The sequence below is a fragment of the Aeromonas sp. TS_SC_11 genome (assembly GCF_057318915.1).
Window position 1 is genome coordinate 4,601,054 of the sequence record NZ_CM170470.1, and the last position, 14,523, is coordinate 4,615,576.

Annotated in this window: 13 protein-coding genes; 6 read left to right on the forward strand and 7 right to left on the reverse strand. The window is 59.7% G+C overall.

Features of this window, described 5'->3' with window-relative positions; genetic code table 11:
* Positions 1-4: 4 nt before the first annotated feature.
* From AC1P02_RS21185 to AC1P02_RS21195, 3 genes are all read right to left on the reverse strand, one after another.
* Entirely contained in the window at positions 5-1,555 is a 1,551-nt protein-coding gene (locus AC1P02_RS21185; RefSeq protein WP_408113021.1) for an NAD-dependent malic enzyme, read from the reverse strand.
* A gap of 10 nt (positions 1,556-1,565) precedes the next feature.
* The gene (locus tag AC1P02_RS21190; protein ID WP_485183307.1) at positions 1,566-2,867 is read right to left on the reverse strand and encodes a 2-hydroxycarboxylate transporter family protein; all 1,302 of its coding nucleotides are present in this window, start codon (positions 2,865-2,867) and stop codon (positions 1,566-1,568) included.
* 557 nt (positions 2,868-3,424) lie between these two features.
* On the reverse strand, positions 3,425-3,616 hold the full coding sequence (locus tag AC1P02_RS21195; protein WP_081045609.1) for a hypothetical protein: 192 nt from the start codon (positions 3,614-3,616) through the stop codon (positions 3,425-3,427).
* Positions 3,617-3,935: 319 nt separating this feature from the next.
* Here AC1P02_RS21195 and slyA point away from each other — a divergent pair, with 319 nt between their 5' ends.
* From slyA to AC1P02_RS21220, 5 genes are all read left to right on the forward strand, one after another.
* Positions 3,936-4,409: a transcriptional regulator SlyA gene (gene slyA, locus AC1P02_RS21200; protein ID WP_169045634.1), complete on the forward strand. Its 474-nt coding sequence runs from the start codon at positions 3,936-3,938 to the stop codon at positions 4,407-4,409.
* A 1-nt stretch (position 4,410) separates the two neighbouring features.
* Positions 4,411-5,466: an HlyD family secretion protein gene (locus tag AC1P02_RS21205; protein ID WP_021138770.1), complete on the forward strand. Its 1,056-nt coding sequence runs from the start codon at positions 4,411-4,413 to the stop codon at positions 5,464-5,466.
* A 10-nt stretch (positions 5,467-5,476) separates the two neighbouring features.
* On the forward strand, positions 5,477-6,505 hold the full coding sequence (locus tag AC1P02_RS21210; RefSeq protein WP_485183310.1) for a DUF2955 domain-containing protein: 1,029 nt from the start codon (positions 5,477-5,479) through the stop codon (positions 6,503-6,505).
* Positions 6,506-6,660: 155 nt separating this feature from the next.
* Complete coding sequence (locus AC1P02_RS21215) at positions 6,661-7,419, forward strand: substrate-binding periplasmic protein (RefSeq protein ID WP_125607676.1); 759 nt, start codon at positions 6,661-6,663, stop codon at positions 7,417-7,419.
* A 123-nt stretch (positions 7,420-7,542) separates the two neighbouring features.
* A complete protein-coding gene (locus tag AC1P02_RS21220; protein ID WP_005316896.1) occupies positions 7,543-7,902 on the forward strand; it encodes an MliC family protein in 360 nt (119 codons plus the stop codon).
* Between the two features lie 91 nt (positions 7,903-7,993).
* Here the strand turns inward: AC1P02_RS21220 and AC1P02_RS21225 are convergent, their stop codons facing one another.
* From AC1P02_RS21225 to nrdD, 3 genes are all read right to left on the reverse strand, one after another.
* Positions 7,994-8,164: a YqaE/Pmp3 family membrane protein gene (locus AC1P02_RS21225; protein ID WP_017411359.1), complete on the reverse strand. Its 171-nt coding sequence runs from the start codon at positions 8,162-8,164 to the stop codon at positions 7,994-7,996.
* 100 nt (positions 8,165-8,264) lie between these two features.
* Complete coding sequence (gene nrdG, locus AC1P02_RS21230; RefSeq protein WP_021138765.1) at positions 8,265-8,777, reverse strand: anaerobic ribonucleoside-triphosphate reductase-activating protein; 513 nt, start codon at positions 8,775-8,777, stop codon at positions 8,265-8,267.
* 101 nt (positions 8,778-8,878) lie between these two features.
* A complete protein-coding gene (gene nrdD, locus AC1P02_RS21235; RefSeq protein ID WP_485183313.1) occupies positions 8,879-10,996 on the reverse strand; it encodes an anaerobic ribonucleoside-triphosphate reductase in 2,118 nt (705 codons plus the stop codon).
* Positions 10,997-11,439: 443 nt separating this feature from the next.
* On the opposite strand from nrdD, the gene AC1P02_RS21240 reads away from it, so the two are divergent.
* Complete coding sequence (locus AC1P02_RS21240) at positions 11,440-12,411, forward strand: ABC transporter substrate-binding protein (protein ID WP_192895748.1); 972 nt, start codon at positions 11,440-11,442, stop codon at positions 12,409-12,411.
* A 67-nt stretch (positions 12,412-12,478) separates the two neighbouring features.
* Here the strand turns inward: AC1P02_RS21240 and ligA are convergent, their stop codons facing one another.
* Complete coding sequence (gene ligA / locus AC1P02_RS21245; RefSeq protein WP_485183316.1) at positions 12,479-14,485, reverse strand: NAD-dependent DNA ligase LigA; 2,007 nt, start codon at positions 14,483-14,485, stop codon at positions 12,479-12,481.
* Positions 14,486-14,523 lie beyond the last annotated feature (38 nt).

Here is a 14,523-nt window from a genome sequence, read left to right on the forward strand (position 1 = left end):
AACATCAGGAAGCGGACCAATAGTGCGGGCGCCACCAGGTCTGGTCAATCAGTGGCGCGGGATCACCGACAAAATCCGCCAGCCCTTCGTCACGGGCAGTCAGCGCCACCGCCCTTGCGACCGCGCGGGCCACCTCCCCCACCTGCTCGATGGGAGGCAACAATCGCCCCTCAGCCAGCGGATAGGCGCCCACGGCCCGCACCGCCGCCTGCAGCATGCCGTCACTGATGCGGCGCGCCTTGACGGCGCAGGCCCCCAGACCAATGCCGGGGAAGACATAGACGTTGTTGCACTGGGAGACTACCCGCGCCTCCCCTGCCACAGTGACTGGGGCAAAGGGGCTGCCAGTGGCGAGCAGGGCACGCCCGTCGGTGGCCTGCCACACCTGCTCCGGCGTCGCTTCGGCACTGCGGGTCGGGTTGGAGAGCGGCAGGATCACGGGGCGCTCGCATACCTCCCCCATGGCCCTGAGCACGGCCTCGGTAAAGAGCCCGCCCTGGCCACTCACCCCGATCAGCACGCCGGGGCGCAGCCGCTCAATGAGCTCGGGCAGGGCGGCGCAAGCCTCTTGCGCCGGACGGGCAAACGGTCGTTGGGATGGGGTCAGATTGGCGCGATCCAGGCAGACCAGCCCATCTTGATCAAACAGTTGCACCCGATCCGGACTGCCCGCCAGCCGGGCCAGCATGGCGGCAATGCCGCACCCCGCAGAGCCGGCGCCGACGATGAGCACGGGGGTGTCGGCCAGAGTAGTGCCCGCCTGCTGCAAGCCTGCCAGCACGCAGGCCGAAGCCACCGCAGCCGTTCCCTGGATGTCGTCGTTGAACATGCACAGCTCGTCTCGATAACGAGCCAGCAGATTGGCGGCATGCTTGCCGGCGAAGTCTTCAAACTGCAACACCACCTGGGGCCAGCGCGTGCGAATGGCTGCCACCACCTTGTCCATGAAGTGGTAATAGGATTCACCATCCACCCGGTTGGCCTGCCAGCCGAGGTAGGAGTCATCCTCCAGCAGCTCGGGATTGTTGGTGCCCACATCGACGCACAGCGGCAGGGTGCGCGCCGGGTTGATGCCGCCAGCGGCGGAGTAGAGCGCCAGCTTGCCGATGCAGATCCCCATGCCGCCGATGCCGAGATCGCCGAGTCCCAGCACCCGCTCACCGTCGGAGATGACGATGACGTCCACCTCCTGCTCCACTGCGGCGAAGATGGCGTCCAGATCGTCTCTGTCATGCCAGGAAAGATAAAGCCCGTGGCTGCGCAGATAGAGGTCGCTGTGGCGCTGGCATGCCTCCCCTACTACCGGGGTGTAAATGATGGGCAAGAGCTCCGGCAGGTGGTGGCGCACCAGATCGTAAAACAGCACAGGGTTGTCTTCTTGCAGCTGGCGCAGCAGCAGGTGCTGGTCGAACGGGCTCTGCATGGCAGAGACCAGACGGTAAATACGGCGCCGTTGCTGGGCCAGGGACTCCTCCTTGTGAGGCATGCGCCCCATCAGGCCTTGTCGCTTGCGTTCGGCATAGGGCAGGCTGGTGCCCATCATGATGTCGTTCATTGTCGATTCCTTATGCCAGCAGCGAGATGAGCAGGGTGGCCAGGATCAACATGACGGCCCCCCCGAGACGGGAAGAGATCTGGGCAAACGGCATCAGCTTCATGCGCTGGGCCGCCGACAGCACGGCCACGTCACCCGTGCCCCCCATGTTGGCCATGCACAGACCGCCTGTGATGGCCGCCTCTATGGGATAGAAACCTATCATGCGCCCCACCAGGGCCGCCCCCAGGGCGCCGCCGACCACTGTCACCAGCACCAGCACGAAGTAACTGACGGAAAAGGCGCTGATGAGTTCCGGGATGCTGGTATAGGCGACCCCTATGCCCACCAGCAGGGAGGGCGTCAGATTGGTCACGACGAACTGGTACCAGTCGGCGGCCGCCTGCTCGTAACGGCGCGGCAGCACGCCACTCACCTTGATGAAGGCCACCGCCAGTATCATGAGCGCAAAGGGATGCATGGGGATGAAGTTGCCCAGCAGTGAACCCAGCACGAACATGCTGGAGCTGATGAAGAGCCCCATGCCGAGACTTTCCAGCGTCGGCGCCTGGACCTGCTCTTCGGCCACATTCTGGCTGCTCTGATTGATCATCAGCTGGCCATTGCCGGTCAGGGAAGGGTAGCGGCGGCCCAGGCGTACCAGCAGAGTGCCCACCAGAATGGCCAGGGTATTGGCGATCACAACGGCAGGCACCATGCGTGACAGCAGGTCGGCGCTGGACATCTGCATCGGGCCCGAGAGGATCTCTACCAGGGGCACGGCACCTGCGCCCATGCCGCCACCCATGATGGGCAAACCTATGAGCAGCACCGCATTCTTGAAGCCATAACCCATCAGGGAGCCGACCAGACCGACACTCAGCAGCGCCACTGCAACACCACCCAAGATCACCGGCAGGTAACGCATGGCGGCATTTTTCAACAGGGAACTGCTCATGCCCAGCACTGAACCCGTCACTAGGCTGGCGATAAAGAAGTTGAGAAAGCCCCCCTCCTTCATGAAGCCGATGATCACCTGACCCGCCTCGACCGGCAGGATCCTGTATTCAAACAGAGCAGCCCCCCCGAAAATGGCGAGTATGGTGCCACCTCCCAGGTATTCACGGACCGGAGTGATGCGCTCACCCAGTTCGGTCAGCAGGGTGCCCAGCACGAACATCAGTGCCAGGGCGCCCACCATGCCGAGCGGCAAGGAGCCGTTCCAGCCGGAGAAAAGCACGCAGGTGGCAAGCCCGAGGAAGATCATCATGGGCATGCCGGCTATTTGTTGACTGCCCCAGGGGGCGGCTTTCGGGGTAGAGAGGTTTTTCATTGTTATGCTCCAGCGTGTGAGGTGGCGCTACTCTAGTGATCCTCCCTCTGCCTGTCGGTTAGCCCCGCTACAAAGACATATAAAAACATTAAAATCTTAAACGCTATGAGGACAATGCCGTCGTCCAATACAAGATAGCATCCCCATTCACAACACCTGAAAACTTGGATATACACACAGAAATAAACGGATGCGGACAAGGTTTGACCATCACTTGGCTGGCAATGGTGAGGCTCAGATTAAGTGTTATCCATGGAAAGAGAGGGAGTAAACGGGCTACAGGCTGATGACAGTCGCGTCATATTCATGCTGTTCATCAATATCAGAGAGGTCATGATCCTGACGATCGCGTAACTGACATGACCCACCCGTATGCAGGTGGATAAAAGGGCAGGCAAGGATGACTGGCAACTTGTATGTCATGACGGGGATGCATTATCAACACAACGCCATAGCGTGCGTTTTCAACTGATAAGACTGGGCCGATGGAGCAAAGAGTGCCCACCTGTCAGTCACACCTTGACAGCCAGCGTCTCATTTAAACCTGTTCGGTTGGCTTATTCTGCTAATAACAATGGAATATTGGCAGGGTCAAATTCATGACAGATATCGCTTCCTTCCCGGCTGAAGCCATAATGGATTTCGGCACTATATTCGACATCGACCAGCAGACTCTCGATTGAGAAATGGGCGTCACCCGATTCATATCGTTCCACAGCTATCGTCTCCCTGTTTAGCTGACCCATCAATATTAGTGGATAAAAAACAGACTGCCGAATTTATATGACACCTTGCTGACCAGAAAATAATAGTAAACGGGATCCCTTCCTTATTTTTGCCACCCCAGCAGGCCGGTGTTTATTTCTCCAGCCAGAGTATTTCACCCGATTTGTCACACCTGTGCGTATTTCAGACACAGACAGCCCCTTACGACCCCCTTCACTGACCAAGTAAAGCCTCATAACAAGCTCCCCCATCATTTTCATAAACAAGATCTTGATCACACTATTTACTTAGCCTGCTAAATAACTACAATGCTTAGCAGGCTAAGTAAATGGAGAGCACCTCATGATGAAGGATCTGGAAATGTTGCGCGAGTTGTCCCTCGCCGAGCGGGTCGGACGACTGCATCGACTGTGGCGCACAGTGGCAGACCTGGAACTGGCGCCCCTGGGTCTGACCCATCCACGCTGGACAGCGCTCTGGAAACTCAGCCGCCTCGGTGGTCATCTCAGCCAGAAGACCCTTGCCGAAGCGCTGGAGATAGAGCTGCCGTCCCTGATGCGCACTCTGGGTCAGCTGGAGGAGCATGGACTGGTCGAACGCCATTGCTGCAGCCAGGACAAACGGGCCCGCATCGTCACCCTGACTCCGGCCGGCAAGGCGCTGCTCGACAAGATAGAGGATCGCATCATGGATATACGCCGTGAACTGCTCGCCGGCATCAGCCAGCGGGAGCTGGAACAATTTGAAGACATAGTGCACCGCATCTGTGCCAACGCCCTCGGCAAGATAGGTTCACAGAGTGAAGAGAGAGAATAAGATGACCCCGGATCAACAATTCAAACGCTGGATAAAATGGGCCATGGGCGCCTTTATTCTGGTCTTTGGCTACTTCCTGCTGGCTGACATCAAGATGCCACTCACCCCGCAAGCCATGGCTACCCGTGTCGTGACCAAGATGGCACCCCAGGTCAGTGGCAAGGTGATACAGGTTGCCGTTGGCAACAACCAGCATGTCAAACAGGGGGATCTGCTGTTCTCACTCGATCCCGCCCCGTTTGAACTGGCGGTGGAGCAGGCCCGCCTCGCGCTGGCTCAGGCCGAGCAGCAGAACCGCCAGCTCGACGCCACTCTCAACGCCGCCGCCGCCGATTTCAGCTCGCTGCAAACCCAGGCCTCCCTGAAGCTGCGGGAGGCGGAGCGTATCGACGCCCTCTATCGTCGCCACATGGTCTCTGAGCAGCAAAAAGACGACGCCGACAGCGCATTTCGCACCGCCCAGGCCAACTTGTTGGCCAGCAAGGCCCGCATGACTCAGGCCCAGGTGAACCGCGGTCTGCACGGTGACGACAACCTGCTGCTGCGCCAGGCTCGCAATCACCTGGCCCAGGCCGAGCTCAACCTCGCCTACAGTCAGGTGCACGCCAGCCAGGATGGCATCATCACCAACCTGCAACTCAAGCCGGGCAGCTTCGCCGCGGCGGGTGCGCCGCTGCTGGCGCTGGTCTCCGAGCAAGTAGACATCATCGCCGATTTTCGCGAGAAGAGTCTGCGCCACGTCAACACGGACAGCCAGGCACTGGTCGCCTTCGATGGCGAGCCGGGCAAGCTCTATCCAGCACGGGTCACCAGCCTGGATGCCGGCGTCAGCGCTGGCCAGTTCGATGCCAACGGCCTGCTGGCCAGCCCCACCGAATCGGATCGCTGGGTCCGGGATGCCCAGCGCCTGCGCCTGCATCTGACCCTTGAGCAGTTGCCGGCCCACCTGCCGGCTGGCGCCCGCGCCACAGTGCAACTGCTGCCGGACAACGCGCTAAGCGCGCTGTTTGCCCGCGGCCAGATCCGTCTGCTCAGCCTGTTGCACTATATCTACTAAGGTGGCAGCGATGAATCTGTGGCACAGACCCCTCACCGCCAACGAACTGCGTCAATGTCTGCGCATCGCCTTTGGCAGCACCACCGGCTTTTTGCTCTGCAAGTTGTTTGGCTGGAACTACGGCGTCTTCTACACAGTGACACCGGTATTGCTGCTGGGCATGGTGCCAGTGATGAACGGCCATGCGGCACGCCAGCTGATCGCTGCCGCCGTCATCTGCGGGGTGGAAGTCGGTTTGCTGGGCGGGCTGTTTGGCAGTCATCCCGGCCTGATGATCCCCATCGCCTTTTTGCTGTTTCTCTACCGTTTCGCCGCCATGTCCCGGGGCAGCCTGTTTCTGTTTGGGGCCAACGGTGTGCTGAGTTTGAGCATAATGCTGCACTTTGCCAGCTACCCGCAGACCGATCTGAACGACCTCATCTTCAGCAACCTGTGGGCTAGCATACTGTCGGTACTCATCGCCTACCTGATGACGGCGCTGATCCCAGATGTAGAGGAGCGACCCAAGCCTGCGGTGGCCCCCAAGGCACCGCACCGGATGCGACACGAGGCCCTGCTCGGAGCCAGCATAGCCACCCTCTCCTTCATGGTGTTCCAGATCTTCGACTTGCGTGACTCCATGTCTGCTCAGGCCACCACACTCCTGCTGCTGTTTCCCATGCACTGGAACGGGGCCTTGAGCTATGCCCGCAAACGGGCCATGGGCACACTGCTCGGCGTGAGCTTTGGTCTCGTCAGCCAGCTGGTACTCTACGACTGGTCAGGTTTGCTGTTGCTGGTCGCCCCCATGCTCTGGCTCGGGGCCATGCTGTTCAGCTACGCCCATGTGAAGGAGGCCAGCGGCTCAGGCGTCGGCTTTGGCGCCCTCACCACTCTCGGCATCCTGTTTGGCCAGTACCTGACGCCGGGCAACGATCTGGTATTCAGTGCACTCTATCGAGTCAGCAGCATACTGTTTGCCATCGTTGCCACCCTGCTGGCCTGCTATCTCATTCACCGACTGCTTAACCGTTTCGAGGCCACTCGTTTCGGCTATTGACCCCCTGTTGTTAGCTCAAGGATGTGCTGCTTTTCGCCCCGTTATGCCTACCGGGGCGTTTTTTTGTCTGCATTTTGCAAGCTGGCCCCGCGGGTCTTGTGACTGCAGCCACTATGCTTGCAAGAGCCGTTCGCAATAGCAGCAGGAGAGACACAATGGCACGAGTACCCGGAAGCTGGCTGGCGTTTGGTCTTTTGCTCGGGATGAGCAGCGTCTGGGCCAACCCAGTGCTTGTCGCAGCCGAAGATGACTGGGCCCCCTATTGCGCGCTGGACAAGGAGAGCGGCCAGCCACAGGGGTTGGCACCGGCCTTGGTGAAAGCGGTGTTCGCCATCGAGGGCATAGCGCTTGAGTTTCGTACCATTCCCTTCGCCCGCTGCATGCACGAAGCCAAGAGCGACAAGGTGCTGGCTTGTTTCAATGCCACCATCACAGAGGAGAACCGCTATCAGTACCACTGGCACGAGACCCCCATGTTCGAGGAGGATCTCGCCATCTTCGCCCTCGCCGGCGGCGGGCACCATGACCTCAAACTCACCGCACTGGAGGGCAAGACGGTGGGCATTACCCTGGGTTACACCTATCCCACCGATTTCATGGATAACCCCAGGATCACCCGCTTTCAGGCCAAATCGGATGCCCAGATCATAGAGATGCTGGTACGCGGACGGGTCGACTACATACTGATGAACGAGATGCCTGGCTATCTCAAGATCCAGCAAAAAGCACTGACCGGCCGGGTCGTCAAAGTAGGCAAGATCTCCACCGATGGCTTCTGGCTCGCCTTCTCACGTGCCCATCCCCAGGGAGAAGCCATGGCAAAACGCTTCGAGGAAGGGCTGCAGAAGATCAAGAACAACGGCACCTATGAGACGCTGGTACGCGACTTCGAGCACAGCCTGGGCCTGCATTGAATGTATTTCGCTCCCTGTGCGCCGCCTCGGGACGCATATAGACGCAATAGAGACAATTGAGCATTGAACCTTCTCCTCAACCTGTTAGGCTCGAGCCCGGATGACACCGATGGAGAATTCAAGATGAAACACGCCAATATATTCTTGCTGGGCATCACGACCCTGGCTCTGCTGAGCGGTTGCGAACGCGGAGCCTCCACATTGAGCGTGACCGGCGGCGAGCCCATCACCTATCAGTGCGAGCAGAACAAGAAGGTGCAAGTGAGCTACTTTGCCCTTTCCGACCAGAGCCTGAATTTCATCAAACTGGCACTGCCAGATGGCAAGGATTACACGCTGCCACAAACCATTTCAGCCTCCGGCGCCCGCTATACCGATGAGCATGAAGCCGTCTGGTGGAACAAGGGAAATGAAGGCTTCGTCGAAATGCGCGACAAGAACGGCGAGTGGCAGAGCGTCTACAACGACTGCAAACAGCAGTAATGAAAAATCCCGGCCTGGCCGGGATTTTGCTATTTAACCTCTGTATCCAGACAAGCGACCATCTGCACAGCGATGGCGTGCAACTTGTGTTTCAGCCGCGCTTGTCGCTGATCACCAGCCAGAGCGCATGTACCATACCTGGCAGGCCGCCGAGCAGGGTCAGTACTATGTTGATCAAAAAGTGCAGGCTGAAGCCTACCTGGATAAAGGCGCATACCGGAGGCAAAAAGATGGCCAGCAGTATCTTGAGCAGATTGTTCATCTCGCACTTCCTCGTCAAAGATGTTTCACGGTTCGGGATGAGCTCACCATAAACAGCCTTGACCTCAACTGCAAACGAAACAAGGGCCCACTCGCGGCTCTCACACCTGAGTCAAACAGGGGATCCGTTCCCCCAGCTGCTCGCGCCAGGCCTTGAGGTCGTGGATCTGCTGGTTGCTGCTACCACGCCAGAGCAGACCGGGATCTGCCAGCGCCTTCTCGAACTTGCCATCCACCAGCACGTCCAACAGGGCGACCAGCTCGCGCTGGGCCTCTGACAGTTCGCCGAGCAGATAGCCGGTCCAGCACCAGATGTCCTTGCCGGGGCACTCGGCCCGCACCCGCTTCACCAACGCCAGCACCTGGGGCACGTTGGCGGGGTGGAGCGGATCGCCACCGGAGAGCGACAGACCACGCCGTTTGATGCGCGTGTCGTTGAGATCCTGGATGATGCGATCGCACATGGCCTCATCAAACGGCTTGCCGCCATCGAGCCGCCAGGTGCTCTGGTTGTAGCAACCCGGACACTGATGCTCGCAACCCGACACAAACAGGGTAGCGCGGGTGCCAGGCCCGTTGATCACATCGACCGGGTAGTATTGGTGGTAGTGCATCGCTTGTTTCCTGTCTTGTTCATGGGACAACGGCAACGTCTGCCACCCTCCAATGAAAATGGCCCCTTGGGTCAGGGGCCAACGCTTTATCGCTGCTGCGGTTACATATGCTTGATGCGGCGTTTCACTTCTTCCTGCTTGCCCGCATTGAAAGGGCGCGCATCCGGGCTGCCGAGGTAGCCGCAGACACGGCGGGTCACAGACACCTTGGCCGGATCGTGGTTGCCGCAGCGCGGGCAGGTGAAGCCCTTGGAGGTGCACTCGAACTCGCCGGTGAAGCCGCAGTCGTAGCACTCGTCAATAGGCGTGTTGGTACCGTAGTAGGGCACCTTGTCATAGCTGTAGTCCCAGACGTTTTCGAGCGCTTCCAGGTTGTGCTGGATGTTGGGGTACTCGCCGTAGCAGATGAAACCGCCGCTGGCGATGGGCGGATAGGGCGCCTCGAAGTCCAGCTTGTCGTACGGGTTGACCTGCTTCTCCACGTCGAGGTGGAAGCTGTTGGTGTAGTAACCCTTGTCGGTCACGCCAGCCACCACACCAAACTCCTTGGCATCGATGCGGCAGAAACGGGTGCAGAGGTTCTCACTCGGGGTGGAGTAGAGACTGAAACCGTAGCCTGTCTCCTCTTTCCACTCGTCGGTCGCCGCCTTGAGCCGCGCTATGATGGCTACGGCCTTCTGGCGCAAGGTGTCGCTGTCGAACAGATGGACATCGGTGCCAAACAGGGCGTTGATGGTCTCGTGCACCCCTATGTAACCGAGCGAAATGGAGGCGCGACCGTGCTTGAAGATCTCGCTGACGTTGTCGTCGGCCTTGAGCCGCACCCCGCAGGCCCCTTCCATATAGAGGATGGGGGCGACCCGCGCCTTGACGCCATCCAGCCGCTCGATGCGATACATGAGTGCCTTTTTGGCAACTCGCAGGGCGGCATCCAGACGATCCCAGAAGTCCGCCTCATCACGGGATTTCAGGGCGATGCGCGGCAAGTTGAGGCTGACCACCCCTATGTTGTTGCGACCTTCATGGATCAGCTCGCCATTTTCCTCATAAGCCCCGAGGAAGGAGCGACAGCCCATAGGCGTCTTGAAGGAACCGGTCACCTTCACCACCTGGTCGTAGTTGAGGATGTCCGGATACATGCGCTTGGAGGCACACTCCAGCGCCAGCTGCTTGATGTCGTAGTTGGGATCGCCCTGCTTGTGGTTGAGACCATCCTTGATGGCGAACACCAGTTTCGGGAACACGGCGGTCTTTCTGTTCTTGCCAAGGCCGGCGATGCGGTTGCTGAGGATGGCGCCCTGGATCATGCGGGACTCCCAGCTGTCACCAAGGCCGAAGCCGAAAGTAACGAAGGGAGTCTGGCCGTTGGCGGTGTGCAGGGTATTGACTTCGTACTCCAGCGACTGGAAGGCGTCGTAACACTCCTTCTCGGTACGGGCCATGGCGTAGGCGTCCACGTCCTTGATCCCCCACTCCTCGGCCACTTCCCTGTGTTTCTGCCAACTGATGGTTACATAGGGGGCAAGCACCTCGTCGATGCGATTGATGGTGGTGCCGCCATAGATGTGGCTCGCCACCTGGGCGATGATCTGGGCGGTCACGGCGGTGGCCGTGCTGATGGATTTGGGGGTATCTATCTCGGCATTGCCCATCTTGAAGCCGTGGGTCAGCATCCCCTTCAGATCGATCAGCATGCAGTTGAACATGGGGAAGAAGGGAGAGTAGTCGAGATCGTGAAAGTGCAGATCGCCGCTCTCATGAGCCTGCACCACGTCGCGGGGCAGCATGTGGCTGGTGGCGTAATGCTTGGCGACGATACCGGCCAGCAGATCGCGCTGAGTCGGTATCACCTTGGAATCCTTGTTGGCGTTCTCGTTGAGCAGGGCCGCGTTGGTTTGCTCCACCAGACCACGGATCTCCTGAGCCAACCGGCCGCGGGCCTCGCGAGCCTGATCCCGGTCGTGACGATATTCGATATAGGCACGGGCGATGGCTTTGTCGTCGGAAGCCATCAGATGGTTCTCGACCCGGTTCTGGATCTCGTGGATATCCACCTCGCCACGCCCTTCCAGCTCCTGAGTAACGGCGGCGGCAACGCGCTCACCCAGGGTCGGATTGGCCTGACTGACCGCCTCTGCCGCTCGGCCCACTGCCTCGGCAATCAGCTGGGCATTGAATGGTGCGCGACATCCATCACGTTTGATCACAACCGGTTTCATGCGTTTTCCCCGTTTAAAAGGCCAGGCTATCGCCTTCGGCTTACCCTTGTTTGGTGCCCTTCTCCACGCCTCGTCCTGGGCGCAAATAAATTCAGCCGAGGCTTGACAAGCCAAGGCTGACGATGAGAAGAGAACAGCTTGTACACAGCTTAATAACACAACATATAGGTGTTTTATATGAATGCGTCCCTATATGTGGTGTCTATTAGGCACCAAAGCGCAGCCTCATTTCTTGATCCAGAACAGGTTTTGAGGCGAGTGGCGCAGTTCCCGACCAGTGAAAAACAGCCCCATACAAGGCTATTCTCAAGCCTGGTGCGGGCTGGCGTTCGACGGGACCGTGACAGAAAAAAATCCCCTCCTGCGACAGTGGCTGACGAGGGCACGTCCGGCGCAAAACAGGCATAATGAGTGGAATATCATTGTTATCGACGGGACCCGATATGGCCAAGACCCTGCTACTGCTGCTGTGCCTCCTGCCCTGCCGGTTGTGGGCGGCCGAGATCCTGGTGATCAGCAGCTATCACGCCGAATACCTGTGGGATCAGAGTTACAACGCCAGCCTGCAAACCCATCTGAACGGCAAGCACCACATCAGCCACTTCTACATGGATACCAAGCGCCGCCCCCATGACGAGTTCGACCTGATGGCCGAGCAGGCACTGGCCTTCTACCGGCAGCTCAAGCCCGATCTGGTGGTGCTCGGCGACGACAACGCCATCAACTATCTGGCCAACGAGATCGCCTCCCTCGGTACGCCCGTGGTGTTTCTTGGCATGAACGAGAACCCGCGCCACAAGGGACTGGTCGGCCATCCCAAGGTCACGGGCGTGCTGGAGCGCCCCCTGCTCAAACGCAACATCAGCGAAATGAGCCAGCTGATGGGCGGCATCAAGAAAGCGCTGGTGCTGTTTGATTCCAGCAACGTGGCGCTCACCGCCATTGAAGATGAATTCAAAACCCAGACCGATCTGCGGGTCGGCCAGACCCGGGTCAACAGCCAGCTCATCGGCGATTACAGCCTGTGGCAGGAGGCTGTGCTCAACGCCAAAAAAAATGGCTACGACGCCATCTTCATCGGTCTCTACCACACGCTGGTGGACGATACAGGCAAACATGTGAGCGAACAGACAGTCCTGGCCTGGGCCAGTGTGCACAGCCCTGTGCCCCTGTTCTGCTTCTGGGAGTTTTCGGTGGGTACGGGCAAGGCCATAGGTGGCCTGGTGCTGGATGGCCGCGATCAGGGAGCGAAAGCAGCAGAGCTCGTCAACGCCATACTGGCGGGTGCCCAGCCCAGAATGCTGGCCCCCCGTGCCGCCGTGCGGGGCGAGTATGTGTTCAGCAAGCAGGAGCTGGCCCGCTGGCAGCTGACGGTGCCAGAGAAGTGGCAAGGCAAAACCCAGTGGCGCGACTAACGCCCTGAAACAACAAACCCGGCTGGATGGCCGGGTTTGTTGTTTTCAGCGTATCGTCATCGCCAGATCATGACTGAAGGGCTGCCTGTAACTGCTCTTCGGTCCAGATGGTGATGCCGAGCTCCTGGGCCTTGGCCAGCTTGGAACCGGCCGCTTCCCCCGCCACCAGCACATCTGTCTTGGCCGACACAGACCCGGCTACCTTGGCCCCCAGCGCCTGCAGCGCCGCCTTGGCATCGTTGCGAGAGAGCAGGTTGAGGGTGCCAGTCAGCACAAAGGTCTTGCCGGCAAAGGGCTGTTCGCTTGCTTCCTTCTTCTCGATGGCCGGCCAGTGGATACCGGCGGCCAGCAAGGCTTCCAGTACCTCGACGTTATGGGGTTGACGCAGGAAGTAATAGACGTGCTTGGCCACCACCTCCCCCACATCCGCCACCGCCAGCAACTGCTCCACTGTGGCGGCACGCAGGGCATCCAGAGTGAGGAAATGGTTGGCCAGGTTCAGCGCTGTCGCCTCCCCCACCTCGCGAATACCCAGGGCAAACAGGAAGCGGGGCAGGGTAGTGCTGCGCGCCGCATCGATGGCAGCCACCAGATTGAGCGCGGATTTCTGCCCCATCCGCTCAAGGCCGGCGAGCTGGATGGCGTTGAGGCTGAACAGGTCTGCCGGTGTCTTCACCAGCCCCTTGTCTACCAATTGCTCGACAATTTTGTCGCCAAGGCCATCCACATCCATGGCACGCCGCGCCGCGAAGTGCTTGATCGCCTCCTTGCGCTGCGCCTCGCAGAACAGACCGCCTGAGCAGCGGGTGACCACTTCCCCTTCCAGCCGCTCCAGCGCCGAGCCACAAACCGGACATTGGGTAGGAAAGAGGATCTCGCGGGCATCAACGGGGCGCTGCGCCTCCACCACGGCAACGATTTGCGGGATCACATCCCCTGCCCGGCGCACGATCACGGTATCGCCGACCATGACACCAAGGCGTTCAATCTCGTCGGCATTGTGCAAAGTGGCGTTGGAGACGGTGACGCCACCGACAAACACGGGTTTAAGCTTGGCAACCGGAGTCACGGCACCGGTACGACCCACCTGAAACTCGACATTCTCGAGCAGTGTCATCTCCTCCTGGGCCGGAAACTTGTGGGCAGTGGCCCAACGGGGAGCGCGGGCCACAAAGCCCAGCTCTTCTTGCAGGGGGATGGCGTCAACCTTGTAAACCACGCCGTCTATCTCGTAGGCCAGCTCGCCGCGGCGGGCCAGAATATCGTCGTGAAAGGCCTGGCATCCGGCCGCGCCTTCCTTGAGTTTCACCTCCGGGCTCATGGGCAGGCCCCAGGCTTTGAGCTGACACAAGCGGCCGAAATGGGAATCCCCCAGCTGATCGCCACCCACCCCGACGCCATAGGCGTAGAAGTTCAGCGGGCGACTGGCGGTGATGCGGGAATCGAGCTGACGCAGGCTGCCGGCCGCGGCATTGCGCGGGTTGACGAACACCTTCTCGCCAGCGGCCAGTGCTTTGGCATTCATCGCCTCGAAACCGGCCTTGGGCATAAATACCTCGCCACGGACTTCCAGCCGGGCGGGCCAGTCGCTGCCGCGCAGGGAGAGCGGGATCGCCTTGATGGTGCGCACGTTCTCGGTGATCTCCTCACCGGTCGCACCATCGCCCCGGGTAGCGGCCTGCACCAGCTGGCCATCCACATAGAGCAGGCTCACCGCCAGACCATCCAGCTTGGGCTCACAGCAGAAGGTAAAGCTCACCTCCCGCTTCAGGCGATCCTTCATGCGCTGCTCGAACGCCTGCAACTCTTCGCGGCTGAAGACGTTGTCCAGGCTCAGCATGGGGATCTCGTGACGTACCTGCCTGAAGGCAGTCAAGGGTTGACCACCAACCCGAACACTGGGGGAGGCTGGGGTTTTCAGTTCTGGGTGCTCGCTCTCGATCGCGATCAGTTCCCGCATCAGGCGATCGTATTCGGCGTCAGGGACGATGGGGTTATCCAGCACATAGTACTGATGACCGTATTCGGTCAGCAGATCACACAGTTGACGGTGGCGGGAGAGGGTTTCGCTCATGGAAAAGTCTCGGACTGTGGTTGGAATAATAAGTTAAC

What these genes read in the sequence shown, in the direction of transcription:
- AC1P02_RS21185 (WP_408113021.1), bottom strand. Translation starts at nt 1,555, where the DNA reads ATGAACGACATCATGATGGGCACCAGCCTGCCCTATGCCGAACGCAAG.
- AC1P02_RS21190 (WP_485183307.1), bottom strand. Translation starts at nt 2,867, where the DNA reads ATGAAAAACCTCTCTACCCCGAAAGCCGCCCCCTGGGGCAGTCAACAA.
- slyA (WP_169045634.1), top strand. Translation starts at nt 3,936, where the DNA reads ATGATGAAGGATCTGGAAATGTTGCGCGAGTTGTCCCTCGCCGAGCGG.
- AC1P02_RS21205 (WP_021138770.1), top strand. Translation starts at nt 4,411, where the DNA reads ATGACCCCGGATCAACAATTCAAACGCTGGATAAAATGGGCCATGGGC.
- AC1P02_RS21210 (WP_485183310.1), top strand. Translation starts at nt 5,477, where the DNA reads ATGAATCTGTGGCACAGACCCCTCACCGCCAACGAACTGCGTCAATGT.
- AC1P02_RS21215 (WP_125607676.1), top strand. Translation starts at nt 6,661, where the DNA reads ATGGCACGAGTACCCGGAAGCTGGCTGGCGTTTGGTCTTTTGCTCGGG.
- AC1P02_RS21220 (WP_005316896.1), top strand. Translation starts at nt 7,543, where the DNA reads ATGAAACACGCCAATATATTCTTGCTGGGCATCACGACCCTGGCTCTG.
- AC1P02_RS21225 (WP_017411359.1), bottom strand. Translation starts at nt 8,164, where the DNA reads ATGAACAATCTGCTCAAGATACTGCTGGCCATCTTTTTGCCTCCGGTA.
- nrdG (WP_021138765.1), bottom strand. Translation starts at nt 8,777, where the DNA reads ATGCACTACCACCAATACTACCCGGTCGATGTGATCAACGGGCCTGGC.
- nrdD (WP_485183313.1), bottom strand. Translation starts at nt 10,996, where the DNA reads ATGAAACCGGTTGTGATCAAACGTGATGGATGTCGCGCACCATTCAAT.
- AC1P02_RS21240 (WP_192895748.1), top strand. Translation starts at nt 11,440, where the DNA reads ATGGCCAAGACCCTGCTACTGCTGCTGTGCCTCCTGCCCTGCCGGTTG.
- ligA (WP_485183316.1), bottom strand. Translation starts at nt 14,485, where the DNA reads ATGAGCGAAACCCTCTCCCGCCACCGTCAACTGTGTGATCTGCTGACC.